Source organism: Streptomyces sp. NPDC047315 (assembly GCF_040643215.1).
In the GTDB taxonomy this organism is placed as follows: Bacteria; Actinomycetota; Actinomycetes; order Streptomycetales; family Streptomycetaceae; genus Streptomyces.
Genome location: NZ_JBEYTZ010000012.1, coordinates 17,137 through 44,016, shown reverse-complemented (window position 1 = coordinate 44,016; position 26,880 = coordinate 17,137). Strand labels below are relative to the sequence as shown.

General features: G+C 72.6%; 23 protein-coding genes. 7 read left to right on the top strand and 16 right to left on the bottom strand.

Features of this window, described 5'->3' with window-relative positions:
- Positions 1–59: 59 nt before the first annotated feature.
- The 8 genes from ABZ842_RS16010 to ABZ842_RS15975 form a co-directional block, all read right to left on the bottom strand.
- Positions 60–269: an MbtH family protein gene (locus ABZ842_RS16010; protein ID WP_361537275.1), complete on the bottom strand. Its 210-nt coding sequence runs from the start codon at positions 267–269 to the stop codon at positions 60–62.
- Positions 270–452: 183 nt separating this feature from the next.
- Positions 453–1,046, bottom strand: coding sequence for a TerB family tellurite resistance protein (locus ABZ842_RS16005; RefSeq protein WP_361537274.1), 594 nt, complete (start codon positions 1,044–1,046; stop codon positions 453–455).
- 114 nt (positions 1,047–1,160) lie between these two features.
- Complete coding sequence (locus ABZ842_RS16000) at positions 1,161–3,932, bottom strand: hypothetical protein (protein ID WP_361537498.1); 2,772 nt, start codon at positions 3,930–3,932, stop codon at positions 1,161–1,163.
- A 65-nt stretch (positions 3,933–3,997) separates the two neighbouring features.
- Positions 3,998–5,119 (bottom strand): AAA family ATPase, encoded by a 1,122-nt coding sequence (locus tag ABZ842_RS15995; RefSeq protein WP_361537273.1) that lies wholly within the window; start codon positions 5,117–5,119, stop codon positions 3,998–4,000.
- 99 nt (positions 5,120–5,218) lie between these two features.
- Positions 5,219–6,715, bottom strand: a complete 1,497-nt coding sequence (locus ABZ842_RS15990; RefSeq protein WP_361537272.1) for a VWA domain-containing protein — start codon at positions 6,713–6,715, stop codon at positions 5,219–5,221.
- Complete coding sequence (locus ABZ842_RS15985; protein ID WP_361537271.1) at positions 6,712–8,178, bottom strand: hypothetical protein; 1,467 nt, start codon at positions 8,176–8,178, stop codon at positions 6,712–6,714. The genes ABZ842_RS15990 and ABZ842_RS15985 overlap by 4 nt, the downstream gene beginning before the upstream one ends.
- On the bottom strand, positions 8,148–8,648 hold the full coding sequence (locus tag ABZ842_RS15980; RefSeq protein ID WP_361537270.1) for a hypothetical protein: 501 nt from the start codon (positions 8,646–8,648) through the stop codon (positions 8,148–8,150). The genes ABZ842_RS15985 and ABZ842_RS15980 overlap by 31 nt, the downstream gene beginning before the upstream one ends.
- A gap of 204 nt (positions 8,649–8,852) precedes the next feature.
- Entirely contained in the window at positions 8,853–9,488 is a 636-nt protein-coding gene (locus tag ABZ842_RS15975; protein WP_361537269.1) for an HAD family hydrolase, read from the bottom strand.
- A gap of 138 nt (positions 9,489–9,626) precedes the next feature.
- Between ABZ842_RS15975 and ABZ842_RS15970 the strand changes: the two genes are divergently transcribed.
- Positions 9,627–11,066: a ricin-type beta-trefoil lectin domain protein gene (locus ABZ842_RS15970; protein WP_361537268.1), complete on the top strand. Its 1,440-nt coding sequence runs from the start codon at positions 9,627–9,629 to the stop codon at positions 11,064–11,066.
- 42 nt (positions 11,067–11,108) lie between these two features.
- Here ABZ842_RS15970 and ABZ842_RS15965 read toward each other — a convergent pair whose 3' ends face one another.
- From ABZ842_RS15965 to ABZ842_RS15950, 4 genes are all read right to left on the bottom strand, one after another.
- Entirely contained in the window at positions 11,109–11,927 is an 819-nt protein-coding gene (locus ABZ842_RS15965; protein ID WP_361537267.1) for a crotonase/enoyl-CoA hydratase family protein, read from the bottom strand.
- Complete coding sequence (locus ABZ842_RS15960; RefSeq protein WP_361537266.1) at positions 11,924–13,456, bottom strand: AMP-binding protein; 1,533 nt, start codon at positions 13,454–13,456, stop codon at positions 11,924–11,926. The genes ABZ842_RS15965 and ABZ842_RS15960 overlap by 4 nt, the downstream gene beginning before the upstream one ends.
- A gap of 130 nt (positions 13,457–13,586) precedes the next feature.
- Positions 13,587–13,772 (bottom strand): hypothetical protein, encoded by a 186-nt coding sequence (locus ABZ842_RS15955; RefSeq protein ID WP_361537265.1) that lies wholly within the window; start codon positions 13,770–13,772, stop codon positions 13,587–13,589.
- A 147-nt stretch (positions 13,773–13,919) separates the two neighbouring features.
- Entirely contained in the window at positions 13,920–15,401 is a 1,482-nt protein-coding gene (locus tag ABZ842_RS15950; RefSeq protein WP_361537264.1) for an AlkA N-terminal domain-containing protein, read from the bottom strand.
- A 637-nt stretch (positions 15,402–16,038) separates the two neighbouring features.
- Between ABZ842_RS15950 and ABZ842_RS15945 the strand changes: the two genes are divergently transcribed.
- The 4 genes from ABZ842_RS15945 (at position 16,039) to ABZ842_RS15930 (ending at position 20,511) form a co-directional block, all read left to right on the top strand.
- Complete coding sequence (locus ABZ842_RS15945) at positions 16,039–17,034, top strand: hypothetical protein (RefSeq protein WP_361537263.1); 996 nt, start codon at positions 16,039–16,041, stop codon at positions 17,032–17,034.
- 51 nt (positions 17,035–17,085) lie between these two features.
- Positions 17,086–18,618 (top strand): amino acid permease, encoded by a 1,533-nt coding sequence (locus tag ABZ842_RS15940; protein ID WP_361537262.1) that lies wholly within the window; start codon positions 17,086–17,088, stop codon positions 18,616–18,618.
- Between the two features lie 169 nt (positions 18,619–18,787).
- Positions 18,788–19,018, top strand: a complete 231-nt coding sequence (locus tag ABZ842_RS15935) for a hypothetical protein (protein ID WP_361537261.1) — start codon at positions 18,788–18,790, stop codon at positions 19,016–19,018.
- 263 nt (positions 19,019–19,281) lie between these two features.
- Positions 19,282–20,511 carry a hypothetical protein gene (locus tag ABZ842_RS15930; protein ID WP_361537260.1) on the top strand — a complete coding sequence of 410 codons (1,230 nt, stop codon included), beginning with the start codon at positions 19,282–19,284 and terminating at the stop codon, positions 20,509–20,511.
- A gap of 112 nt (positions 20,512–20,623) precedes the next feature.
- On the opposite strand, the gene ABZ842_RS15925 is transcribed toward ABZ842_RS15930, so the two are convergent.
- From ABZ842_RS15925 to ABZ842_RS15915, 3 genes are all read right to left on the bottom strand, one after another.
- Positions 20,624–20,974, bottom strand: coding sequence for a hypothetical protein (locus ABZ842_RS15925; RefSeq protein ID WP_361537259.1), 351 nt, complete (start codon positions 20,972–20,974; stop codon positions 20,624–20,626).
- Positions 20,975–21,077: 103 nt separating this feature from the next.
- The gene (locus ABZ842_RS15920; protein ID WP_361537258.1) at positions 21,078–22,100 is read right to left on the bottom strand and encodes a zinc-binding alcohol dehydrogenase family protein; all 1,023 of its coding nucleotides are present in this window, start codon (positions 22,098–22,100) and stop codon (positions 21,078–21,080) included.
- Positions 22,101–22,268: 168 nt separating this feature from the next.
- Positions 22,269–22,862, bottom strand: a complete 594-nt coding sequence (locus tag ABZ842_RS15915) for a helix-turn-helix domain-containing protein (protein ID WP_361537257.1) — start codon at positions 22,860–22,862, stop codon at positions 22,269–22,271.
- A gap of 77 nt (positions 22,863–22,939) precedes the next feature.
- On the opposite strand from ABZ842_RS15915, the gene ABZ842_RS15910 reads away from it, so the two are divergent.
- Both ABZ842_RS15910 and ABZ842_RS15905 read left to right on the top strand, forming a co-directional pair.
- Positions 22,940–23,782, top strand: a complete 843-nt coding sequence (locus tag ABZ842_RS15910) for a class I SAM-dependent methyltransferase (protein ID WP_361537256.1) — start codon at positions 22,940–22,942, stop codon at positions 23,780–23,782.
- Between the two features lie 155 nt (positions 23,783–23,937).
- Positions 23,938–25,173, top strand: a complete 1,236-nt coding sequence (locus tag ABZ842_RS15905; RefSeq protein WP_361537255.1) for a cytochrome P450 — start codon at positions 23,938–23,940, stop codon at positions 25,171–25,173.
- A 54-nt stretch (positions 25,174–25,227) separates the two neighbouring features.
- Here ABZ842_RS15905 and ABZ842_RS15900 read toward each other — a convergent pair whose 3' ends face one another.
- Positions 25,228–26,682 carry a glyceraldehyde-3-phosphate dehydrogenase gene (locus ABZ842_RS15900; protein WP_361537254.1) on the bottom strand — a complete coding sequence of 485 codons (1,455 nt, stop codon included), beginning with the start codon at positions 26,680–26,682 and terminating at the stop codon, positions 25,228–25,230.
- Positions 26,683–26,880 lie beyond the last annotated feature (198 nt).

Sequence of the window (26,880 nt, the reverse complement as noted above, 5' to 3'; positions counted from 1 at the left end):
CCGTGCCGAAGTCCGGCGGCGGCGCGATCCGCACCGCACCTGCCGCCGGGCCGGAACGGTCATCCGCCCATGGCGTCTATCAGACTCTTGGGGCGCATGTCGGTCCAGTTCTCCTCGACGTAGTCGAGGCACGACTGGCGGTCCGCCTCACCGTGCTTGACGGTCCATCCGGCGGGCACGTCAGCGAACGACGGCCAAAGGGAGTACTGGCCCTCGTCGTTCACCAGGACGTAGAAAGTCCCGTTGGGGTCGTCGAAGGGGTTGGTCATCAGCGAGCTCCTCTCGGACGGGCACTACCTGCACCCTCATCCAACACACGGACACGGGTGTTGCCAATGGGCGGCTGAGTCACAGCGGGCCCACCGGACCGTACCCCTGATCGTCTGGTGATATGCCGGGCGGAGCTGCGCGGGCCCGTCGATCCCGTGCGGAATCGACGGGCCCGCCCGGGATCAGAAGCCGAACTCCGTCGGGGAGAGCCCGAGCGCGGCGCACACCTCGCGCAGGATCTGGTCCTCGGCGGGCGCGATATAGCCGTCCGCGCCGGCCACCACGATGCCGGTCTGGACCACGGCGCGGGCCTCGGCGGGCTTCTTGGCCGCCTTGGCGACCTCCTGCATGGCCTCCGCCTTGCCCCGGGCGAAGTCGGCCGCGAGCAGGTCCACGTGCTTGTTGAACCGGGTGCGCAGCTGGTCGGGCGGGAAGTTCTGCAGGACGTCGTTGGAGAGGATCAACGATTCGAGCTGCTGCCGCTCGGCCGGGTCCACATAGCCGTCCGCCGCCGCCACCAGGGCACACACAGCCATGCTGGCGTCCCGGAAGGCGCCGCTCTTCAGTTCGGTCTTGAGCGAGCTGAGCTGGCTCTTCAACACGCCCACGAGCTGGGCCTTCGAGCCGCCGCTGCTCCGCGACGCACCGGGGGCGCCGTGAGCACCGTGTGCACCGGGGGCGCCATGAGCACCGGGAGCGCCGGAAGAAGAGCGGGCTCCCTGGGCCTGCTGCAAGGACGCCTTGGCCTGGTCCTTGATCCGATCAAACATCCCCACGCGTGCCACCTCGGCTTTGTCCGTTGTTCGTCATCGGGCACGCATCGGGTGCGCGCCCCTTGGGCCAACGTGCGAGCGGACCGCAAAAGTTCCGCCCCTTGCTCGGCGCGGTCATCAGGCGGTCAACAGCGCCTCCAGCGCCTTCGCCGTCTCCGGGTGCCGGTCGAGCAGCAGTGCGCCCCTCGCCGCTGAATCCCCCTGGGTCGGGGTCAGCCACGTGCCGTCCCAGCCGAGCAGGTCCGCCACCGCGTCGCACGTCGCGGGGTGCGCGGCGAGCAGCGCGGAGCCCTCCCAGGCCGCGAGGCCGGCGCTCGGCCCCGGCGCGGGCTCCGCCTGTTGCCGCCAGGGCGGCACCCAGGCGTCGAGCGCCGCGAGCCGACCGGGGAAGACGCGTCCCGCCTCGCGGATGAGTAGCGGCGCGAGCTCCGCACCGTCCGCCCGCAGGGAGGTGATCAGCGTCGGTAGCCACGGCAGCAGCACCGGGTCGGGGAGCCGTCCGAAGGCGTTCGACACCGCTTCCACGACGAAGTCGGTGAGCGCGGGCACGGGCTCCAGGGCGTGGACGAGACCGCTGAGGTAGCGGGGGTAGGCCGGCACCGTCAGCGGGTTGCCGAGCAGTTCGTCGCATGCCTCGCGCAGCTCCGCGCGCGTCATCAGCCCGAGGTGGCTCCGGGCGGCCCACAGCAGGGCCGTCTTCGACGGGTCCCGGGGGTGCGACTGGGCCACCGCCAGCTCCAGCTGGGTCCGGTCGCAGCCCAGGGAGAGCGCCAGGCCCTCCATGCTGAACAGGAAGCCCAGCGTGGCCGCCACGTGGCGGGCGCCGGCCTCCTCGTCCGTGAACGCGGTCGGCAGCAGGGTGCAGTAGTGGGCGTAGCCGGTGGTGGCGAAGGACTCGATCCACGGCGGCAGCGTCGGCTCGCTGGTGCGGTAGTGCGCCAGCAGCCGGCGCACCCGGCGCAGCACCTCCGGCGCGCCGTCCACGGTGCGCTCGGCGCAGAGCACCTCCAGCGCGCGGTTGCCCAGTTCGTCGGCGAGGCGGCGGCTGCGCAGGTAGAGCGTGGCGTCCTCGACGGTGGCGAGGACGGTGGCGGCGGTGGCCTTCGTGTCGTACGCCGTGCGGCGCAGCCGCTGTTCCAGGACCTGCTCGATGCTGACGCCCTCGTAGCCGAGCTCGATCAGCGCGCGCTGGTGCGTGCCCAGCGAGAGGTCCCAGGACTCCTGGATGGACCGTTCGCCCAGGGTGCGCTCGCCCATGATCGGCCGGGCGGCGCCCGCCGGCATCAGTTGCCTCAGCATCCACAGCACGTCGGAGCAGCGTTCCAGCTCGGGGCGGGCAGCGATGTCGAGCAGGGCGCGCTTGACCCCGCGCTGTTCGAGCTTGAGGCCCAGCGGTGCGAGCCGGTCGTGGACGTCGCGGGCGAGCGGCGGCAGTGCGTCGTAGCCGACCTGGCCGACCCGGTCGCCGCCCATCATGATCTCGACGAGCCGGCGCACGTCGCGGCGGCCGGGCACGGCGTCCTTCTCGATGCAGGTGACCGCCGCGTCCTGGAAGTCGTACGGGGTGGGCTTGGCCCGGTCCCGCATGCCGGCGAGCAGGATGGAGGTCTCGAAGACGGCGATGGCGTCGGCGGTGGAGGCGAGGTAGCCGTTGCGGCGGGCGGCGCGCACGATCTCCACGGACCAGCCGAGGAGTTCGGCTTGGTCCAGCCGGTCGAGGGCGGGCGGGCGTTGGAGGAAGCCGGTGAGCTTGTCCTCGGGCGGCGGCTCGACGGCGGGGGCGGCCGGGGCCGCCGCGGCGGCGGCCTTGGTGCTGCTCGTCTTCTTGGTGCCGGCTTGGCCCGTCAGTCGGTAGGGCCGCACCCGGGTGCGCTTGACGTTCTTCGCGAAGACGGTCGCGGCGATGGAGACGGAGCCGGCGGCCAGGCCGAACTGGGCCTCGATCGCTGCGTGGCTGGAGGGGATGAGGCCGTGCTGCCACCGGGTGGCGGTGCGGGGGCCGATCTCGAAGGTGTCGGTGCCGTGCACGCCGAACTCGGCGACGCGGCTGGCGGCGTGGAAGGCACCGCACACGTAGAGGCAGTCTTCGGGGTCGGTCCCGGTGGCCGCCAGGTGCTGGCGCATCCGGGTCCACATGAACCGCTCGCGGTCCTCGTCGACGCGCACCCGTCGCTGGTCGCCGGGGGCCAGCCGGCGGAAGAGGCTGCCGATCAGCAGCATCACCTGGCGGTAGGTGTCGTGGTCGCCGTCGCCGAGCGGCAGTTCGACGTACTGGTGCCACCACTCCGACCAGTGCCGCACCCTGCCGTGGCGCAGCAGGTGTTCCTCCAGTTCGGCGAAGCGGGGGCGCAGGTCGCCGATGTCGACGCCGACGGCGTCGCCGTGCAGCGCGGCGTCCTGCTCGGCGGGCGGGGCGTCGGGGTCCCCGTCGCGGTCGTGGCGGTCGTCCCACTGGAAGACGTGGTCGGACGAGCGGTCGACGAGGACCAGTTCGACGCCGGGGGTGTCCAGGGCGTAGGCGATGGCCTGGTACTCGGCGGACGCCTCCGTGACGGGGGCGACCACCGACAGGGGGGACCAGTCGGCGGGGAAGCCGTCGATCTCGGTCGCGAACGCCTGGACCGCCACCGGCAGCTTGCAGTTGCGCAGTTCGGTCAGGAGCGGCGCCATGTCCTCGCACAGCTCCAGATAGACCACCTTGGGCTGCTTCTCACGCAGCCGGCGCGCCATCGCGATGGCGGAGGCGGGCGAGTGGTGGCAGACGGGGAAGATCTCCAGGGGTTCGCGCACCGCGCGGTCGACGTCGTCGACGATGCCGAGGAGGATGCCCTCCAGGGCGCCGGGGCCGTCGGCGAAGGTGGCGGCGGCGTCCTGGAGCTGGGTGCGCAGGGCCTCGAAGGTCCCTTCGGGGGCCCGGCCCGCGGTGTCGGGTGCATGGCCCGTGACGACGCCGCTCACGACAGGGTGGCGATCGCGTCGCGGCCACCGTCCAGGAACTCAGTCCAGGACCCGCCCTCCTGCTTGCTGCGCGGCTCGACCACGCCGTGCAGGTACTTGTTGAGGATCGCCAGGTCCTCGGGCTCGCGCCGGGCCAGCGATCCGACGAGCGACGAGGCCAGCGTACGGGCGGACAGGGCGCGCTCGCCGAAGAAGTTGCTGTGCAGGACGGCGTCCTCCAGGACGCCGATCTGTTCGGCCGTGGACAGGGCGGACTCCAGTTTCTCGTCCTCGCTGCCGGCAGCGGCGGCGGAGGCGCGCAGGTCGGCGAAGCTCTGGAGCAGGACGTCCAGCAGCGTCGGCGGCACCTCCAGTTCGATCTGGTGGCGGCGCAACAGCTCCTCGGTGCGGAAGCGGACGATCTCCGCCTCGCTCTTCTTGTTCGTCACGACCGGTATGCGCACGAAGTTGAAGCGGCGCTTGAGCGCGGACGACAGGTCGTTGACGCCGCGGTCGCGGCTGTTGGCGGTGGCGATGATGGAGAAGCCGGGCTTGGCGAAGACGATGTTGTCGCTGCTGTCGCTGTCCAGCTCGGGGACTGAGACGTACTTCTCGGAGAGGATCGAGATCAGTGCGTCCTGGACGTCGCTGGTGGAGCGGGTCAGCTCCTCGAAGCGCCCGATGGTGCCGGTCTCCATCGCGGTCATGATCGGCGAGGGGATCATCGACTCCCGGGACTGGCCCTTGGCGATCACCATGGAGACGTTCCAGGAGTACTTGATGTGGTCCTCGGTGGTGCCGGCGGTGCCCTGGACGACCTGGGTGGAGTTGCGGCAGATCGCCGCGGACAGCAGTTCGGCGAGCCAGCTCTTGCCGGTGCCGGGGTCGCCGATGAGGAGCAGGCCCCGGTCGGAGGCGAGGGTGACGATGGAGCGTTCGACGAAGCTGGGGTCTCCGAACCACTTCTGCGCGACCGACCTGTCCAGGCCGTCGGAGGGGGTGGAGCCGAGCACGAAGAGCCGGACCATCTTCGGGGACAGCCGCCAGGAGAAGGGCTTGGGGTTGTTGTCGACGGACTCCAGCCAGTCGAGTTCATCGGCGTACTTGAGCTCGGCGGGGGCGCGCAGCAGATCGGACACGGCGGACACCTTTCTCGGATGAGTCAGAAGAAAGAGAAGAAGAGGAAAAGGGGAAGAAGCGAGGATCCGGCGGAGCCAGGAGATCCGGCCCGGACCGGCTCAGGTCAGGAACGTCTTCAGCTCGTGGACGAGCTTGCGTATGTGACCGGAGAGCACGGGCGCGCCGAGGTCCTTGAAGCGTTCGCGGAACCAGGGGTTCACACTGCCGCGGCCGGAGCTGGTGACGGATCCGACGGGGATGAACTTGGCTCCCGAGCGGTGGATGGCGGCCATGCTCTCGAAGAGCTCCTCGCTGCGCCACTCGTAGAAGTCGGAGATCCACACCACGACCGTGTTGCGGGGCTCGGCGATCTTCGGCTGGGCCAGGGCCATGGCGACCGTGCCGTCCGTGCCACCGCCGAGGTTGGTGCGCAGCAGGGTCTCGAAGGGGTCGTGCACCCACGGGGTGAGGTCCAGGGCCTGGGTGTCGTAGGCGATCAGATGGACGTCGACCTTCGGCAGCCCGGCGAAGATGGAGGCCAGGATCGTGCAGTTCACCATCGAGTCGACCATGGAGCCGGACTGGTCGACCACGACGACGAGCCGTTGCGGAGTGGTCTTGCGGGCGGTGTGCCGGTAGTAGAGGCGGTCGACGTACAGCCGCTCCTCTTCCGGGCTCCAGTTGGTCAGGTTCTTCCAGATCGTGCGGTCGAGGTCGAGGTTGCGGAAGACCCGCTTGGGCGGGACGGACCGGTCGAGTGCGCCCACCGTGGACTTCTCGACCTGGCTGCGCAGGACCTGCGCGACCTCGTCGACGAAGCGGCGGATCAGGGCCTTGGCGTTGGCGAGGGCCACGCCGGAGAGGTTGTTCTTGTCCCGCAGCAGTTGCTCGATCAGCGACATGCTCGGGGTGAGCTGTGCCGCGAGCTGGGGGTCGGCGAGGACTTCGCGCAGCCGCATGCGGCGGACGAGGTCGGCTTCGATCGCGCCGAGCTCCGGACCGATCTCGGGGATCAACCGGCTGAGGTCGGGGGTGGTGCCCCCGCCGCCGCTACCGGTCGGGGCGGCTTCCCTGCCCCCGGCGCGGGCGCCGCGCAGTCCGCCGCGCGGGCAGCCGAGGGCGACTTCGAGCCAGCCCGCGTCGGACTGCCAGCGGGCGAGCTGCCCGGCGGTGACCGTGCCGGAGCCGTTGGCGAACACGTTCAGGAGAACCTTGGAGACCAGGGCCGCGCGCCGTACCTCCGCTGCCCGGTCGCGCTCCCCGTCGTCGTCCGGCGCGGGGATCATCAGCCCGTCGAACTCGGCGGCCAGCTCCGGGTGGCGCTGCACGATCGAGTCGACGGACGCCTGCGGGTCCAGCAGGGCGGGCGGCAGGTCGACGTCCTCGACGACGGCGAGGCTGGCCGACTCCAGCGCGGCCTGCTCCTCCGGGTCGAGGAGGCGGGCCAACAGCCGCCAGTACAGGACCTGGCGACGGCTCTCGTGGAAGTCCGGCCCGCCGGGCACATCCTGCGAACCCTCCGGGACATGCGGTGTCGGTACGGGGTCGGGCGCCGTTCCGGGCACCTGTCCGGTGTCCGCCGCGTCGGCGTTCGGGCGCGTGTGATGCTCCGTCATTTCCGCAGCAACCTCCCCGCGCGCTCCCGCAGCACCGCCACGGCGTCGGTCGCGGCCTTCTCCGCCTTGGCGCCGACCTTGTCCGTGGTGCCGCCGGCCCAACCGCCGGCGTGCAGCGCGACGGCCTTCTTCCGTACGGTCGTCTCCACGGCCAGGGGTTGGACGCGGAACCGACCGGCGTCCCAGCGCAGCAGTCCGATGCAGGCGCTGGACGCCGCGACGGCCTCCGGGGTGAGCGGGCCGGCCGTCGGAATGCGGTCGGTGTCGACGGCGAGGAAGTGTCCCGTGGCGCCGAACTCCACGGCGCCTTCGTCCTTCCGGATGACGTACCCCTCCAGGAAGACGGGGACGGCGATGCGCGCCGGGTGTCGCTCCAGGGGTGCGCAGACGGTGTCGGTGGCGGTCGCCAGGGCGACCCGGGCGGTGGCGAAGGGGTCCGCCGGCCCGCCGGCACGGGCGCGCTCGTCGTCCCACAAGAGGTCCCCGTCGGCGGTCAGTTCCATGTCGACCACCTCCATGGACCGGCCTTCGCCGACGGCCGTGAGCAGCGAGAGGTGCGGGCGCAGCAACTGCCACAGGCCGGCCCCGACGACCGTGTCGGGCTTGGGCGCGGAAGCGCTGGCGCGCACCAGCCGGGGCGCGCTGCCGTCCGCGGGCTCGAAGACGGCGTGCACCTGGGCCTGTACGGCGGTCGGGTGCTCCTGTACGTCGACGCCGAGCGGCAGCAGCCGTCCGGTGACGGGGGTGGCCGCGAGGGCGTCTGCGGCGCCCGGCACCGTCAGCAGCAGGGCACGCGCCCACAGGTCCGCCCAGCGGCGCGCGGGGACGCGGTCCAGGGCGGCTCCGGGGCAGGACGCGGCGAGTTCGGCGGCGAAGCCGTCGAGGAGGGTCGCCAGCCGACGTGCGCCGGGAGCCGGGTCGGGCAGCAGCGCGGAGACGATCCGGGCCGCGCCGGAGACCAGGTCGTGGTCGATTCCCTGCCAGCCGGCGCGGGCGAGGTCGGTGAGCCAGGAGCGGGCGGCGGCGAGCAGGTTGGCCGCGGACGGCTGGGCCGACGGCTGACCGGTCTCGGCGGTGAGCGGGCGGCCGGTGGCCTCCGCGACCCGTGTCACCAGCGCGTCGTGGACGGAGCCGAGCAGCGCGGTGCGCGCGGCGGCGAGCGCCACGGCGTGGTCCTCGCTCGCGCTGCCCGCCGCCGCCTTCTCGGCCGCTTCGGCGACTTTGGCGGCCAGCGGCGATCCCGCTACGGCACGGGCGAGTTCGGCCAGTCCCGCGGCCTGGGCCGGCTGGGGGCGCAGCAGCCCCGCGACGAGGACGGCGTCGAAGGCGTCGACCGCCGCGAGGGCTTCGCCCAGCCCTTCGATCCCGTCGACGGGATCGATCCCTTCGGCCCCTTGCGGGCCTTCGGGCGCGCCCAGTACGTCCATGCGCATCACGCCCCCGCCCTCGTCGACGGGAACCACTGCATCTCGGGCAGCGGCGCGGTGGTCGGGGCGAGTTCCAAGTACGCGAGGTGGCGCAGGAACCGGCTGAAGACGGGCGCCGCGGCGGCGGTGTCCCCCGCCTGCTGCCGACCGTCCATCGCCGAGGCGAGCCCGAGGGCGGTCACGTCCCCGTCGTCCGCCTCGACCTTCAGATAGCGGGCGACCCGCTCGGCGCCGTACTGGACGACGGCCTCGTTGATCAGGGCCCTGACGTGGTTGCAGAACGAGTACCTGGCGCCGCCGCAGGGCCGGTTGTTGTTCGTACTGCATGCGAAGGCGTGGGTGCCGGCCGCGACGGAGGACACGTAGACGCGTCCGATGTCCGACCCGCTGGACACCACGCCCTGGAGCCTTCCGTCGGCCAGTTCGACGAACGGGACCTTCGCGAGCTTGCGCGGTCGCGCGGGCGGGATGACCCGCGCCGTGCTCGACCTCTCCCAGGCAGACAACGCACCATCTCCTTTGCAGCACGAAAAGGGGGGTTCCGCGCCAGAGCGGCGGGGACGTCTACGAACTTAGCGGCGCCCACTGACAAAGCCGCCAACGCAGCCAAAGCCGCCGACGCCGCCAACCGCCAACCCAGCCGGCGTCGCCAACACCGCCAACGCCGGTCCCCTTCGAAGCCCGTGGTCAGGTGCGCCGGACGGCTGTGGTCACGCCGGGCGGGGCAGGTCCGCGAGGAGGTCGAGGGCGCGGCGCGGGTCGGTGAGGGTGACGTCCGCGGGCTCCGCCGCGTCGTACATGTGGCCCCACGCCGCCGCGACGCCGCGGCTGCCGGCCGCCGTCGCGGCCCGCAGGTCGAGCGGGGAGTCCCCGACGTACGCCACTTCCCGGGCCGGTGCGCCGATCTCGTCGGCGGCGAGGAGGACCCCGTCGGGCGCCGGCTTGGGCGCGCGGACCCGGTCGCCGCCGACGAGCACGTCCGCCGCGAGGCCGGCGGCCGTCAGCAGCAGGCGGGCGGCGCGGGTGCTGGCGCCGGTGAACACCGCGCGGGGACGGCCCCGGGCGGCCAGTTCGGCGAAGACCTCGGCCACGCCGGGGTACGGGGTGACCCGGATGCCGTCGAGTTCGCGGTAGTACGCCTCGGTGTCTTCGGCCGTCAGCCGCCGTCCGACCAGGTGTTCCAGGATGACCTCGGGGGTGCCCCGCCAGTACGCGGCGACGACGTCCTCGGCGGCGACGGCGGGCCCTTCGAGGGTGCGGACGGCGCGGACGAAGGCCGCGGGCACCGCCTCCGTGGTGTCCAGCAGGGTGCCGTCCATGTCCCACACCAGTTCGTAGATCGTCATCCCGAGATCCTCCGTCGGCCCGTCCGCCCCTTCAAGACGGGCCGGGCCGCCATGCGGGTGCGGTGCGGCGCGTCGGTTGCTTCCCCCCGGGCGGCCGGTGATCATCCGCAGAGGGGGCACGGTGCGAGGAGGTCCCGGGTGGATGCACGCTCTCAGCGTTCCCCGCGCGGTCGTGGCCGGGCGGGCCGGCCCGGCCGGTGGGCCGTGTCGGCCCTCGCGCTCTGCGCCCTGCTCTCCGCTGCTTGTTCCGCCGGGACCGCCCCCTCCCCCGATGCACAGCGCGAGCCGCCGTGTCGTCGCACGCTGGTGGGCGTGGCGCACCCCGACGACGACGTCTTCTTCCTGACCCCGGAGATCCGGCGGACCGTCCGGGCCGGCTGCCCTGTCGACACGGTCTATCTGACGGCCGGGGACGGCGGGATCACGGACCCCGGGCGCGCGCGGGAGTACGCGGACAGCCGGGAGTACGGGGTGCGGGCGGCGTACGCCGAGATGGCCGAGACGGCGAACGAGTGGCAGCGGGCCGACGTGCAGGCGGACGGGGTGCGGGTGCGCTCGTACCGGCTCGTGGACCGGGACCGCGACGCCGACGTCCGGCTGACCTTCCTCGACCTGCACGACGGCATGCCCCACGGCGGGCACCCGAACAGCCTGCGGCGGCTCTACGAGGGCCGCCAGTCCGCCGTCACGGCCTTCCGGGGCGACGCGAGCTACACCGAGGACTCCTTGGTGGCCACGGTGTCCGGGCTGCTCAAGGTGAGCGGCGCGGAGCGGATCTTGACGATGGACCACGACCACGCCTCGTTCGCCTTCGGCCTCGGCGGTCGCGTCGACCACAGTGACCACGGCATCGGGGCCAGGTACGTGCGTCGGGCGGGCTATGCGCTCGGGGTGCCCGTCACGACCTACCTCGGCTACACGATGTCACCGCTGCGGGCCAATCTGACCCCCGGGCAAGTGGCGGAGAAGGACGAGGTGGTGCGCTGGTACATCGCCCACCGCACCTGTCGACCCAGCGGCACCTGCTCCAATGTGCCGCCGTACCGGGGCACGTTGAAGGAGGACTGGCGCCTGTGGGTGCACCGGCAGTACGAGCAGGTGCACCGTCCTCCGCGGCGGGGGGAGGTCGTGGCGGACGTCGGCCGCACCACCTACGCCACCGGCCGGGACCCGGCGCAGTGCCTGCACGGCGACGGCGGGACGGCGGCGACGGCCGCCGTCCGGCTGCACGGCTGCGACGGGTCGGCGGCCCAGCAGTGGGAGGTGCGCGGCGACGGCACCGTCAGGCCGCGGCACCGGGCCCGGGCCTGTCTGACCGTCAGCGGGCCGGACGCCGTCCGGTTGGAGCCCTGTCGCGAGGGCAGCCCGGCCCAGCGGTGGGCGCGGGAGCCGTGGCGCAGTTCGACGTGGTCGCGCAGGGCCTGGCGGCTGGTGGGCATGGGCGGGCGGTGCCTTTCGCAGGACGATCGCAAGCTGCCCGCGCGGTGGGACTCGCGCGATCGCACGAGCCCGCTGTTGGTGTTCGCGGCGTGCGGCACGGTTCCGCGGCCCGAGGACTACTGGAGTTGGGCGGGCTGACGCGCCCGTTGGACGCACTCCTCACGCACCGGCTACTTCGGCTCAGTCGTCTCCGTCGGCCACGCCAGCCACGCCAGCCACGTCGCTGAACGAGCCGTGACGGCCCGCGCCGGCTGCGAAGCGGTCCGCGCCCGCCTGTGTCTCGCCGGCGTCCAGGGGCACCCGTCCGTGCCGGAACTCGACCGCCAGCGCCTGCGTCTCGGGGAGCCCGTGCTGATCGAGCACCGAGCCGCGGTCGCTGCGCAGGCACAGCTGGGGGAAGGCGGCGATCTCGCAGGCAAGCTGCTCGGCCGCGGCGCGGGACTCGCCGACCGGTACGAGTCGGTTCGCGAGGCCGTAGGCGTACGCCTCCGACGCGGACACCGGACGGCCCGTCAGGATCATGTCCATGGCCCGGCTCTCCCCGATCAGCCGCGGCAGCCGGACCGTGCCGCCGTCGACGAGCGGCACGCCCCAGCGCCGGCAGTACACGCCGAAGACCGCGTCCTTCTCGGCGACCCGTAGATCGCACCAGAGGGCGAGTTCGAGTCCGCCGGCCACCGCGTGCCCGGCGATCGCGGCGACGACCGGCTTCGTCAACCGCATCCGGGTGGGGCCCATGGGCCCGTCTCCCGTCTCACGGACCCGATTGCCGCGGTCCGTGCCGATCGCGGTGAGGTCGGCGCCGGAGCAGAAGGTGCCGCCCTCGCCCCACAGCACGGCGACGGCGGCGTCCGGGTCGGCCTCGAACGCCCGGAAGGCGGCGGCCAACCCTGCCGCGGTGGGGCCGTCGACCGCGTTGCGGACCTCCGGGCGGGCGAGGACGACGGTGTGCACGGGCCCGTCGCGCTCCACGCGCACCGCCGCCGCGGCCCCGCTCATCGCGCGTCCTCCCACAGCGGGTCGCGCAGGGCTCGACGGAGGACCTTGCCGACCGGGGAGAGCGGGATCGCGTCGACGAAGCGGACGGCCTTGGGGACCTTGTAGCCGGCGAGCCGCGCGCGGACGTGGTCGCGCAGGGCCGCCTCCGTGGTCGTGGCGCCCGGCCTCAGGGTGACGAAGGCGGTGACGGCCTCCACCCAGGTGGGGTCGGGCGCGCCGACGACGGCGCACTGGGCGACGGCGGGGTGGGCGGCGAGCGCGTCCTCGACCTCCCGCGGATAGACGTTGTACCCGCCGGTGACGATCATGTCGCTGCTGCGGTCGACGAGATGGAGGTAGCCGCGGTCGTCGAAGCGGCCGAGGTCGCGGGTGCGGATCCAGCCGTCCGGCGTGCGCGTCTGCGCGGTCAGCTCCGGTGCGTCGTGGTAACCGGCCATCGTGAACGGCCCCTTGACCCGCACCTCGCCGATCTCGCCGGGCGGGACCGGGGCGCCCTCCGCGTCGGTGAGCACCACCCGGGCGTCGACGGCGGGGTGGCCGGCCGCGCCGAGCAGTTCCCCGCCCTCGACGTGGTCGCCCTTGTCCAGTGCGGTGATGCACAGCGGCGCCTCGGTCTGTCCGAAGTACTGCACGAACTTGGGTCCCCACGCGTCCAGGGCGTACTCGATCAGGGGGCGGGGCATGGGGCTGGCCCCGTAGACGACGGTGTGGAGCCGGCCGAGGTCGGCGCCCTCGGCCCGGCCGCCGGCGAAGAGCATGCTCAGCATGGTGGGCACGAGGTTGACGGTGGTGACGTGGTGGCGGGCGACGGCCGCGAGGTAGGAGTCCGGGTCGAAGCCGGGCAGCACCACGGAGACGCCGCCGCGCAGCCACAGCGGCAGGACGAAGGCGCCGCTGGCGTGGATGAGGGAGGCGGCGTGCAGCATCACGTCGTCCCGGTCGGGTGAGAACACGTTGGCGAGGACGTTGGCGACCATCGCGGCGTAGCTGCGTTGGGTGTGCCGGGCCGCCTTGAGGGAGCCGGTGGTGCCCGAGGTGTAGAGGATCAGGACGACGTCGTCCGGCTCGGCGGGTACCTGGGGATCGGCCGGGCTGGCCTCCCGCATCGCTGCCAGCAGGTCGAGGTCGCCACCGGTCGGGGACGGGCCGAGGGCCACGGGCACGAGGCCGGGGGCCGCCTCCGTCAGCTCGTTGGCCCGCTCGGCGAGTTCGGGGGCGTACACGAGCACGTCGGCCCGCGTCTCGCGGACCATGCGGCGGTGTTCGGCTGCGGAGAGGCGGGGGTTGAGCGGCACCCGGACCGCGCCGGCTTTCAGACAGGAGAATTCCACCGGAACGGACCACAAGCCGTTGCCGAACAGGAGGGCCACCCTGTTGCCGCGGCCGGCTCCGAGCCCGGCGAGTACGTGGGCCATCCGGTTGGCCGCCTCGTCGACCTCCGCGTAGCTGAGGGATCGATCACCGAAGGTCAGTGCGGTACGTCGGGCGAAGCGCGCAGCGCCCAGGCGGACCAGGTCTACGGCAAGCATGGCCGGACGATAGCCGCGTACCGCGACGAGCCGTCACGTCGCCGCGGTCCGACTGGCCGAAATCGGTGCTGCATCGGGGGAAGGGCGGGCGGCTCGTCCATTGCCCAGAAGGGCCGGGGCCGAGAGCCGCTCACGGGAAGAGCATGATGCCGAAGACGATCACCACGACGATCGCGAGGATCACCACGACGACCTTCCAGGTCGTGCTGTGCTGGGCAGGTGGCCCCGGTGGGCCGGCGCCACGACCGCGCGGCCGGTCCTCCGGCAGTTCCGGGTTCGGCGGCCTGTCGTGCTTGTAGAACTGTTCGTCAGCCATGGTCATCACCTGCCGGAACCACACCTGCGACATCGGTGGCGGCCTGAGGAGGGCAGAGCCCTGAGGGAGCCTTCTACCGAAAAGCCTACTCTTCGGTGTCGCGTCGGGCCCGGCCGACCGCCAAAGCCCCGGGCCGGGCCGGTGCCGTCACGGTGCGTTCCACAGATGGTGCACGGCGTACGTGCTCCAGGGCCGCCAGCCCTCCTGGCCCGCCGTCGCGGCTCCGGCGCGACGCGCGCCCGCCGCCAGCGCCACGTCGTCGACGGGTCGCACGTCGGGGTCGCCGAGGGCGTGCATCCGGATGGTGCTGGCGCTCCAGGCGTCGACGCCGGGCAGGGCGAGCACCTGCCGCTCCGCTTCGTCCCGGTCCACGCCGGGGTCGAGGCTGAGGGACCCGTCGGCGAGGGCCGCGGTCAGCGCCCGCAGGGCGGCCCGCCGGCCGGCCGGTACGTCGAACCCGTCCAGCGCGTCGAGGGACGCCTCAGCGAGGGCGTCCGCCGTCGGGAAGAGGTGGGTGAGTCCGCCGCTCGGTACGGCCAGCGGCTGACCGTACGCCGCGACGAGCCGAGCGCCGAGCGCCCGTCCGCGGGCGGGCGGGTCCTGTCCGCCGAGGACGACGCGTACGGCCGTCTCCTGCGGATCCGCGGCGCCGGGAGCGCGCAGTCCGGGCCGGGCCGCGACCAGCGGCGCGAGGGCCGGGTCCGCGGCCAGTCGCTCGGCGACGGCACAGGGGTCGGCGTCCAGGTCGAACAGCTGCCGCACCCGCTGGGTGGCGGTGGTCAAGTCGCGCAGGTCGGTGAGGTGGAGGCGGCACTCCAGCCATCCCCCGGCCGGCCCCGGCCGCTCGTCGACCTCTGCGACCGCGGGGCCGCCGGGCAGGCGCAGCGTACGTCGGTACACGCGGTCGCCCGCCGGCCCGACGACCTCCTCGACGCCGGCGACGGCCCGGGCGGCGAGGTGGTCGAAGACCTGCCCGGCGGCGTACGGGCCGCGGTGCGCGAGCCGCAGCGGCACCCCGGCCCGGCCGCCGCCCTCGGGGGCGAGCTGCGTGGAGCGCGAGGGGCGGCCGGGGCGCGCCGACCGCAGTTCGCTGGGGGTCGCCGCGTAGATGGCGCGCATGGTGTCGTTGAACTGGCGCACGCTCGCGAAGCCGGCCGCGAAGGCGATCTCAGCGGCCTGGAGGGTGGTGGTCTGGAGCAGCACGCGGGCGGTGTGTCCGCGCTGGGCACGGGCGAGGGCGATGGGGCCGGCGCCTAGTTCGGCGGTGAGCTGTCGCTGCACCTGTCGGGCGCTGTAGCCGAGGCGGTCGGCGAGGCCGGCGACGCCTTCGCGGTCCACGACGCCGTCCCCGATCAGCCGCATGGCGCGGCCGACGACGTCGGCGCGGACGTTCCACTCGGGGGATCCGGGGACGGCGTCGGGGCGACAGCGTCGACAGGCCCGGTAGCCGGCGCCCTGAGCTGCGGCGGCCGTGCGGTAGAAGGTCACGTTCCGCCGCTTGGGGGTGACCGCGGGGCAGCTCGGGCGGCAGTAGATCCCGGTGGTGGAGACCGCGAAGAAGAACACTCCGTCGAAGCGGGCGTCCCTGCTGGCCACCGCCGTGTACCTGCTGTCTTCCACCGTCGTCATGCGGCCAGTATGCGCAGCCCGCGACCGACGCCGCTAGCGGAAATCGGACGTGACGTTGCTCGGGCCGGACGCGGCGGCCCGGGCGCCTTCCGGCCGCTGGAGCCGCCCCGTAGCCTGAGCCCTCGCCGGCCCGCCCCCTCACCCTCGCCGCCCGCCCGATCTTCGGACATCCATACGCGTGCGCTACGGCTCCGCCGGGAAGACCGAAGGTCGGGTCGCCGCCAGGTCAACAGGTTCACCATCTGGGCGATTTCCGGCCATACCCACCCCATGGATAACGCTTTCCCCTTGCCATCTCCTCGATCAACGGCCTGTCTTCTGCGGTCGGTTCGACCTATGGTCGCGGCGCCGTCGACTGCCCGGCACGGCCCGAGCGTCGCCGTCAATCCCCTTGGCCTGCGATCAAACCTCCCTGCGTACGGGCCTGTTGTCTCGACAGATGACCGAATGGCCTCAACTTCTTGTCGTAAACGCTCGGTTGAGTAAGATCGGCGCGCAAACAGGAGTGGAGCAGGGTCTCCACCCACCGCAACCACCCCCCACCCTCCCCAAGGGGACCCATGACGACCACTTTCAGACAATCCTGCCGCCGCACTCCACCCCGCGGGTGTGCCCCTGCGGGCACGGCGAGGGGCTGATGGCCCCCGACCAGTTCCGCCCGGTCTACCACCCGGCCGGCCACGACAACGAGTTGCGCGCCGCCCTACAGGACTTACGGACCGGTCGCTGGTTGTCGATGCGGAACCTGCTGAACAACACCCCTGCCTGGGGTTTGTGGACCCAGCGGACCCAGGTGCTCGCGGCCGTGGCCGCCGGCTCGGACGCCGTCCAGGCGTGGCGCGCCGAGGAGCCCGAGTCCCTGGCCGCGATCGTCATGCAGTGCCGGGTCGCGGTCGAGCGCGCCCTGCGGGCCCACCGGGAGAACCACGCCCGCACCCAAGAGCTGTGGCACGAGGCGTGGGAGGCGTGTCGGGTCGCGGCCCATCACGGGCCGAACGATCCGGTGCCGTGGGTGTGCCTGCTCGCGCTGGCCCAACTCGACGAGAAGCAGCGCCTGGAGGAGCACCGCCAGGCGCCGCCGGGCCCCATGCTCTTCCCCGGGCCGTGGGGGCTGCTCGCCGAGGCGCACCGCCGCGACCCGTACAACCGCGAGGCGTACCACCGCATGCTCCAGTTCGTGTACGGGCGCAGGTCCGGCGGACACCTGTCGGAGGCGGTCAACTTCGTCCAGTGGGCGGCCTCTTCGGCACCGGCCGGCTCCGCGCTGCTGGTGCTGCCGCTGTTCGTCCGGGTCGAGCGGTATCGACGCGACCGGGGTCACGAGCGCGCCCTCGACCTGCACTGGGTCACCGAGGACGCCATCCGGGAAGCGATGCTCGCCCTGGAGGGCTGGTTCGCGCACACCGACCCGGTCTCGTCCTCGCTGCTCGACCTGAACCACCTGGCCCACGCCCTGTGGGGCGCGGGTCGATTCGTCGAAGCCGCCCGCGTCTTCGACGCGCTGGGGCCCTTCTACACCACTCCGCCCTGGCAGTACCGCTCCCAGAACCCCGGCGACCCGACCCTGGCGGAGGAGATCTTCCTCAGGGCGCGCAGCCGGTGCTTCACCGCCGCACGTGACGCGGGTTGCTGACCCGCGCCACCGAACGTTCAGTGCGACCACCTTTCCCCCGGAGGTTCCACCGTGTCCATATCCCCACCCAGATGGTCGGCCGGCGCCGGCCAGAAGCCCGTACTCGACGAGGAGGAACGGCTCAGGGAGCTCGGCTACCAGCCCGTGCTGGCTCGCCGGATGGGGGGCTTCGGCAACTTCGCCATCAGCTTCTCCGTCATCTCCATCCTCTCCGGATGCATGACGCTGTACGGCTTCGGCATGAACACCGGCGGCCCCGCGGTCATGCTCTGGGGCTGGGCCGGCGTCGGCCTCTTCGTGCTCTGCGTCGGCATGGCGCTGGCGGAGGTCACCAGCGCGTACCCCACCTCCGGCGCCCTGTACTACATGGCCGACCGGCTCGGCGGGCGCAAGTGGGGCTGGTACACCGGCTGGCTGAACCTGCTGGGACTGCTGGGTGCCATCGCGGGCATCGACTACGGCGCGGCGCTCTTCCTCGGCGCCTTCCTGAACCTCCAGTTCGGCTTCGACCCGACGCCCGAGTCCACCTTCCTGATCTTCCTCGGGATCCTGCTGCTGCACGCCACGCTCAACCTCTTCGGCGTGAAGCTGGTGAGCGTGCTCAACTCGATCAGCGTGTGGTGGCACATCGGCGGCGTCGCCCTGATCGTCGGCGCCATCGTGATCGTCCCGGACAGCCACCAGTCGCCGTCGTTCGTCTTCACGGAGTTCGTGAACAACACCGGGTGGGAGAACCCCTTCTACGTCGCGGCGATCGGTCTGCTGCTCGCGCAGTACACCTTCTCCGGGTACGACGCCTCCGCGCACCTGTCGGAGGAGACGTCCAACGCCTCGGTGACCGCGGCCCGCGGCATCGTCCGGGCGATCTGGGCCTCCTGGATCGCCGGCTTCGTGCTGCTGACCGCGCTGACCTTCGCCATCCAGGACTACGACGGGGCGCTGAACAGCGAAACGGGCGTGCCACCGGCGCAGATCCTGCTGGACGCGCTGGGCTCGGACGGGGCGGCGGCGCTGCTGCTCGTGGTGATCGTGGCGCAGCTCTTCTGCGGCAACGCCGAGGTGGCCGCGGCCAGCCGCATGGTGTTCGCGTTCAGCCGGGACAACGCGCTGCCGGGCTCCACGCTGTGGCGGAAGGTGAGCCGCAGGACGCAGACGCCGGTGCCGGCCGTGTGGCTGTCGGTGGGCTTCGCGGCCGTGCTGGCGCTGCCGTCGCTGTGGTCCACGACCGCGTACGGGGCGGTGACCGCGATCAACGTCATCGGCATCACGCCGGCGTACATCATCCCGGTCTATCTGAAGCTGCGGGCGGGCGACCGGTTCGAGCCGGGGCCCTGGACGTTGGGCAAGTGGAGCAAGCCCATCGGATGGGTGGCCGTGGCGTGGGTGGTCTGCGTGACGGTGCTGTTCCTGCTGCCGCAGACCAACCCGGTGACCGCCGACACCATGAACTACGCCTCGGTCGCACTGGTCTCCGTGCTCACCCTGGCCACGGTCTGGTGGTTCGTGGCGCGCCGCTCGTACAGCACGCCGCAGTCGTACGGCTCGGCCCGTGAGCAGGCCGAGATCTCGGACCAGATCGTCTAGAGCGCTCGCACCGCCTCCGACGGGGCCCGGTTTCCGCACGTGGGAGCCGGGCCCCGCCGGCGTCTTCGCCCCCGTGGAGCAGCGCTCCGGGCGAGCCGCCGGACCCGATTGTCAGTGGTGGGCGACAGACTTGACGGTCCAGCACCTTTTCGAGGGGGAAGGCCACGACATGACCGATCTGGAACTCGCCGCGGCACAGGCGTACGTACGGCTGCTCAGCGCCACCCGGGCCGTGCTCGACGACGGGGAGCGTCCCGCGACGGCGCTCGCGCTGCTCACCGCACCGATGACCGAGGCGGACGAGGCCCTGGACGCCCTGGGCATGGCGGGCAACGAGGCCGCGTTCTTCTCGCTGGTGACCCGGCTCCAGCCGGTGCCGTACGACGACCGGCCGACGTGACGACCGGCTGACGGGGACACCGGCCGACGTGACGACCAGCCGACCGGACTACCGGCCGACGTGACGGGCTCCGTCGGGCCGGGCCGGTCTGCATCCCTCGGACACCAATGACCCCATCTGTCCGGAGGATCACGTTCCGCCGGGCCTCTCACATGTTGCCGGGAACGACCGTAAATCGCCCTTGGCGACCCTGATGCAGCTGATTAACGTCCCGGGCGACCGCAGTGAGGACTCCGCTTCGACGGGGTCGGTGAGGGGGACGGATGAAGAGCAGGATGCGGCGCTGCGTCGCCGTGGCGGGGGCCCTGGCCCTGCTCCCGCTGATGACCGTGGCCGCACATGCCAAGGACGACCGACCGCTGTCCGCGGACGTGCTCGCGGCGATGAGCCCGGAGCAGCAGGGGAAGGTGCTGGCCCCGCTGCGGGCGGCGGCGGACGCCGCGGCCCAGGTGGGGCGGGGTGCCCTCGCCGACGTGTACACCCAGGTCGAGTTGGCGCCCGACTACCGCTCCGTCCGGGTCTACCTGACCGACGTGTCCCAGCGGAGCCGCTTCCTGTCCGCGGTGCGCAAGAGCGCGCCCGCCGTGGACACCGGGCTGATCGAAGTCCGCCGGGGCAAGAAGACCCGGACCGCGCTGATGGCGGAGATGACCGCGCTCACCGACCGCAAGGACCTGCCGTTCTCCGTCACCATGGCGGGCGCTTCGGTCGACGGCGGGACGATCCACCTGGCCGTGGACGACGCCTCGGCGGCGCGGAGCTACTTCGCCTCGCCGGCCGTGGCCGCGCAGCGCGAGTCCGCGGCGGCCACCCCCGTCGCGGTGAGCGCCGGCACGCCGTCCGCCGCGCTCAGCCGGGAGAACGACTTCGCGCCGTTCTACGCGGGCGCGGCCCTCGGCCCCGGCTTCGCCGGCCGGTCCCAGTGCACCAGCGGAATCCCCGCGATCAGCAACTGGGACGGCCGTCAGTGGCTGGTGACCGCGGGCCACTGCTACAACGTCAACGCCCAGGTGTACGCGCTCGGCGGCAACTACGTCGGCCAGGTGAAGTTCAAGCGGCCCGAGATCGACTCGGCCTTCATCGAGACCAGGACCAACCGCTTCACCTGGGACGGCGTCGACGCCCAGGGCTACACCCGCTACCTCAACGGCGTGCGCAACGTCGCCGTGAACGACTTCACCTGTCAACTCGGCTACAACTCCAAGGTCGTCTGCAACATCCGCACCGTCTACGCCGGGAACGCGAACTGGCCCATCGACGGCACCACGGTGTGGGGGAGTTACGGCGTGCCGCACGCCGGCGGCATCGTCGGCCGGGGCGGCGACAGCGGCGGACCGGTCATCACCATCAACGACCCGAACTCCCGCCAGCTGAACGGCATCATCAGCTACGGCACCGGGTGCACCCCCGCCAAGGAGTGCAGCGGCGGGGTGGCATGGGTGGACGTGTGGTCCATCTTCAACGGGTTCGCCATCAAGCTGAACCCGTCCTGACGACGCTGGCCCCGTCCTGACGACGGCGCACGCGACGGGCGGGGCGGACCACCGCGTCCGCTCCGCCCGTCCCGCTCCCCCGCGGCAGCTCACCCGCCGACTCGGCAGCAGCTCACACGTAGGGTTTGCGGGGTTTGCGCTCGTCGTCGGAGCCCAGGTGCGTGGTGGCCCAGCGGTACGCGGCGCGCAACACCACGGCCCACGTCACCAGCCAGCACAGGGCGAAGGCCCAGATGACCCCGGAGTTGCCGGTCGCGACGCCGGTGACCAGCAGCACCAGTGAGACCAGGGCGGCCACGGCGAGGACCCAGCGGCCCGGAAGCACCGCGGCCAGCACATGGCGCATTCGACACGCGCCGCCCAGCAGACGCAGTCGCCACCGCAGCCTCCGGTCCGCGGTCAGGTACCGTTCCGTCTCCTGCAGCAACCGCTGCTCGCGGGCGTTCAGGTGGTGGGCCGACACCGCCCTCACCTCCGTACCTCCGAATGCCGGTGCATCCGCTACCCCCACTCCACGCTACGACGATCCGGGCACCTCGGCCCGTCCACAGCCCCACGCGCGGTCGTCACTCCGCGTGCAGGACCGCGGCTCCGGTGAAGCGGCCCGCCGCCAGGTCCGCGAGCGCCTGGTCCGCCCGCCCCATCGGGTACCGCTGGACGTGGACCCGCGGACGGTGCCGGGCCGCCTCCGCCAGGTAGGCGCGGCCGTCCTCCCGGGTGTTCGCCGTGACGCTGCGCAGCGTCCGCTCCTGGAACAGGTGCCGCTGGTAGGAGAGGGCGGGCACGTCGGTGAGGTGGATGCCGGCCACGGACAGGGTGCCGCCGCGGTCCAGCGCGGCGAGGGCGACGGGGACCAGGTCGCCGACCGGCGCGAAGAGGATCGCCGCGTCCAACGGTTCGGGCGGTGCGTCCCGGGGGCCGCGCGCGGATGCGGCGCCGAGGGCGAGCGCGAGGTCCCGGGCGGCCCCACCGCGGGTGAGGACGTGCACGGTGGCGCCCCGGGCGATGGCGAGTTGGGCCGTCAGGTGCGCGGACGCCCCGAAGCCGTAGATCCCGAGCCGACCGCCGTCGGGCAACTCGGCGCGGTTGAGCGCCCGGTACCCGATGATGCCGGCGCAGAGCCAGGGCGCGACCTCCTCGTCGGGCACGCCTTCGGGGAGGTGGTAGGCGTAGCGGGCGTCGGCCACGGTGTACCGCGCGTATCCGCCGTGCAGGTCCCAGCCGGTGTAGCGGGACCGGGGGCACAGGTTCTCCCGTCCGGTGCGGCAGTACGGGCAGGTGCCGCAGGTGCCGGCGAGCCACGCCACGCCGACGCGGTCGCCCGGCGCGAAGCCGCTCACGGCGTCCCCGCCCGCGACGACCCGCCCCACGACCTCGTGGCCCGGGGTGCACTGCTCGACGTGCGGGGCGAGGTCCCCCTCCGCGAGGTGGAGATCGGTCCGGCACACCCCGCAGGCGCTGACCTCGATCAGCAGGTCGTACGGGCCCGGTGCGGCGAGCGGGCGACGCACGCGGCGCAGCGGGTGCTCGGCGGCCGGGGCGGGCCGGTCGACGACCCAGGCCACGGTGGAGTCGGGCAGTCCGGCCATCGCGTCACCTCCGCGTTTCCCCCGGCGGTCCCTTTCCCAGTCGATCACACGGCGCCGCGGCCGGCCACGCGCGGAACTGCGGACGCGGGCTAGGCCGTGTCTGACAAATCCCGTCTGGGCCGCGGCACCCGCCCTCAGGGGCGGACGACGCTATTTGTCAGACACGACCTAGGGCTCCCGTGCTGCCGTGGCGAGCACGCCGGTCACCATCTTGCGGACGTCCGCGGTCCGCGGCGCAGTCCCGGTCCGGTCCGCGAAGAGCAGGTGTCCCGCGCCGATCAGGGTGGGGGCGAGGACGTCGACGTCGGCGGCGGGCTCGATCCGGCCGTGGCCGCGCTCGGCTTCGAGGTACGCGGCGATCGCGGCGGCGGCCTCCGTCAGCAGCGGGACGCCCGTCGGCGCGTCCCCGCGCAGCCGGGCGCGCAGGCCGTCACGGGAGGTGACGAGGGCGACCAGGGCCACGGCGACGGGGCCGAAGAGCTCGGTCAGCGCCGTCGTGAGGTGGTCGACGACCGCACCGGTTCCAGCCGCGGCGCGCAGGGCGGCGGCCCGTTCCCGGAGGCGGGCGGCCCGGTCCCGGACGAGTTCGGCGAGGAAGGCGTCGAAATCGGCGAAGTGCCGGTGCAGGACGCCCTTGGCGCAGCCGGCCTCCTCGGTGACGGCCCGGCTGGTCAGTGCGTTCGGGCCGGCGTGCAGCAGCACGCGTTCGGCGGCGTCGAAGAGTTGTTGGCGCGGGTCGCGCAGCGCCACTCCGGTCGGCACCCGCGGCCTCCTTCGTCCCGGCTGGTTCCCGCCCCCGTCGATTGACGAGTGGGCACTCGCCCACTCACAGTGGGCGAGTGCCCACTGTATCCCCGGAGCCCGAGCGCGCGGCGGCTGCCGGACTCCATCAGCGGCGTGCTACGGCTGAGTCCTTCGGCGCGGACGCCCAGCGATACGACCGCGCCCGCCCCCGCTACCCCACGGCCCTGGTGCACCGGATCCTCGACCTGACGCCGCCGGCTCCCGGGCCCCCGCACGTCCTCGACGTCGGCTGCGGCACCGGCATCGTCGCCCGGCAGCTCCAAGAGGCCGGCTGCCGGGTGCTCGGGGTGGAGCCCGACCCCCGCATGGCCGACCTGGCTCGACGGTCGAAGGTCGCGGTCGAGGAAGCGAGGTTCGAGCAGTGGGAGGCGGCCGGGCGGACGTATGACGCGGTCGTCGCCGGCCAGGCGTGGCACTGGGTCGACCCGGTGGCGGGGGCGGCCGGGGCGGCGCGCGCCCTGCGCCCCGGCGGGCTGCTGGCGCCGTTCTGGAACGCATTCGAGCTGCCGCCCGAGCTGGCGGACGCAGTCGCCGAAGCCTGTCGACGAGCGCTGCCGGACGCCCCCTTCGACGTACGGGCGCTGGGGCGCGGCACGAAGGGCGGGTACGGGACCCTGCTCGCCGGCGCCGCGGACGGGATCCGCGCGACAGGCGCCTTCGAAGAGCCGCAGCAGTGGCGGCACGAGTGGGAGTGGAGGTACACCCGCGACGCCTGGTTGGACCAACTGCCGACCCAGGGCGCCTTCACCCGGCTCCCGGCACCCGCGTTGGCCGCGGTGTTGGAGGGGGTCGGTGCGGCCGTCGACGCGCTGGGCGGAAGCTTCACTATGCGGTACGCGACGGTGGCGGTGACCGCGCTCGTCCGGGGCGACGGCTGACGCCCGGGCCGCGCCGTACGGGCCGAGGACGCGGGGGTAGGCCGCGTCCGCTCTGGGCATTACTTTCCGTGGCCGGGCCCGTCGACCGGGCTCGGCGGTACCGCGGCGGCACCTTCTCACCGCCGTGTGCCGAATCACCGCGAAGGAGCCGGTGCATGGACCGTCAAAGACCCTTAGTGCTCGATCCGACCGCTGACGACCGGCGCGGCGAGGACGCCGCCCTGCGCCAGCGCGGCCCCGTGACGCGGGTCGACGTCCTGGGCGAGCAGGTGTGGGCGGTCAGCGACCGCGCGCTGCTGAAGCAACTGCTGATGGACGGCCGCATCTCGAAGGACGCCGTGCAGCACTGGCCGCGCTACCCCGAGGAGACACGGGACTGGCCGCTGAACCTCTGGGTCGGGGTGCGGAACATGTTCACCGCGTACGGCGCCGACCACCGGCGCCTGCGGCGCCTGATCTCGCCGGCCTTCGCGGGCCGCCGGATCGCCGCCCTCGGCCCGCGGATCGAGGCGATCACCGGCGAGCTCCTCGACGACCTCGCCACCGCCCCTGCCGGGTCGACCGTGGATCTGCGCGAGCGCTTCGCCGCCCCGCTGCCGATCCGGGTGATCAGCCACCTCCTCGGGCTGCCGGACGACCGGGCCAGCAGCTTCCGCCGCAACGTCGAGGGCGTCTTCGCCACCACCCTCACCGGCGCGGAGGCCGAGGCCAACGCCCATGCCCTGCGGGCGACCCTGACGGAGCTGATAGCCGAACGGCGCGACAGCCCGGGCGATGACCTCACCACCAGGCTGATCGCGGCCCGGGACACCGAGGGCGACGGCACGGGGCTGAGCGACGACGAGTTGCGCGACACCCTCATGCTGATGGTCAGCGCCGGTTACGAGACCACGATCAACCTGATCGACCACGCGCTCGTCGCCCTGCTCACCCACCCCGAGCAGCGGTCCGCGCTCCTGGCGGGCACGGTGTCGTACGACGACGTGGTGGAGGAGACCCTGCGCTGGCAGGCCCCCGTCCCCTTCCTGCCGATGCGGTTCGCCACGGTGGACGTCGACCTCCCCGGCGGGGTCACGATCCGGGCGGGCGAGGCGATCCTCGCCGCGTACAGCGCGGCGAACACCGACCCGGACGCGTACGGGCCGGACGCGGACCGCTTCGACCCGGGCCGTCCCGACCGCTCCCATCTGTCGTTCGGACACGGGGTCCACGTCTGCCTCGGTGCCGCCCTGGCCCGGCTGGAGGCGGTCGTCGCCCTGCGGATGGCCCTCGACCGCTTTCCGCGGCTGGCGCTCGCGGTCCCGGCGGACGAACTCAGCCCGATGCCGTCGTTCCTCTCCAACGGCCACCGCAGCGTGCCGGCCGTGCTGACGCCCGCGGCGAGCGCATGACGAAGGGGCGCGACGGGCCGCTCGGCCGCCGCGCCCCCACCGGGCCCGGGTCGATCAGACGACGGGCGCCGGGTACGTCGGGTACTCCACCCCGGAGACGTGCTGCACGACCCGGATGACCTGGCACGAATAGCCGAACTCGTTGTCGTACCAGAGGTACAGGATCGCGTCGTCGCCCTCGACCTTGGTGGCGCCGGCGTCGACGATCGAGGCGTGCCGCGAGCCGATGAAGTCGCTCGACACCGCGTCCGGGGCGCTGGTGTAGTCGATCTGCCGCTTCAGCGGGGAGGTCAGCGAGACGTTGCGCAGGTGGTCCAGCACCTCTTCGCGGGTGGTCTCGCGGCCGAGCCGCAGGCTGAGGATCGCGATGGACACGTCCGGCACCGGGACGCGGATGGAGCTGCCGGTGATCCGTGCGTTCAGGTCGGGCAGCGCCTTGGCGACGGCGGAGGCCGCACCGGTCTCGGTGATGACCATGTTGAGCGGCGCGGAGCGACCGCGGCGCTCGGACTTGTGGAAGTTGTCCAGCAGGTTCTGGTCGTTGGTGAACGAGTGGACCGTCTCCACGTGGCCGCGCAGCACGCCGAACTCGTCCGCCATCGCCTTCAGCGGCGGGACGATCGCGTTGGTGGTGCAGGAGGCACAGGACAGGATCTGCTCGTCCGGCTTGATCGTGTCGTGGTTGACGCCGTGCACGATGTTGGGAACGTCGCCCTTGCCCGGGGCGGTCAGCACGACCTTGTCGATGCCGGGGCGCAGGTGGTTGGAGAGCCCCGCCCGGTCGCGCCACTTGCCGGTGTTGTCGATCAGGATGGCGTTCTTGATGCCGTACGCCGTGTAGTCGACCTCGGTCGGGTCGCCGGCGTAGATCACCTTGATCTCGTTGCCGTTGGCGATGATGGTGCTGCTGGCCTCGTCCACGGTGATGGTGCCCTGGAACTGGCCGTGGATGGAGTCGCGGCGCAGCAGCGAGGCGCGCTTGACCAGGTCCTCGCCGGGCTCGCCGGAGCCGCGGCGCACCACGATCGCACGCAGCCGCAGACCGTTGCCGGAGCCGGACTTCTCGATCAGGAGGCGGGCGACGAGCCGGCCGATGCGACCGAAGCCGTAGAGGACGACGTCCCGCGGCTCACGGCACTCGATCTTGTTGGCGCCGGTGGCGCCGGCGACGGCGTCCGCGGTGAACTCCTCGACCGACAGGCCGCGGTCGTCGGTGCGGTACAGCGCGGCGAGCATGCCGAGGTCGATCTGGGACGGGCCGAGGTCCAGCCCGGTGAGGGCCTTCAGGAACGGCATCGTCTCGGTGACCGACAGCTCCTCGCCGGCGATCTGCCGGGCGAAGCGGTGGGCCTTGAGGATGCTGATCACCGACTTGTTCACCAGGGAGCGGCTGTGCAGCAGGACGGTGACGTCCCGCTCGCGCTGCAGCTTCCCGATGATCGGGATCATCGCCTCCGCGATCTCCTCGCGGTTCTTCCAGTTGGTGAACGAGTCCTCGTTGAGAGTCACAGGGCCTATCTTTCGAGCTAGGTGGCGCTCACATGCGGCGCTCACATGTTAACCACACGCTCCTTTGAGCATTCAAACGGGTCCCCGTGCGCGTATCACGGGAATATCTGCGTACGGTGTATCCAGTAACTGTGTACAGTGGTCGGCGCGCATCCAGCGGATTCCCGCGTTTCTCCCCCAAGCGCCCGAGGAGAGAGA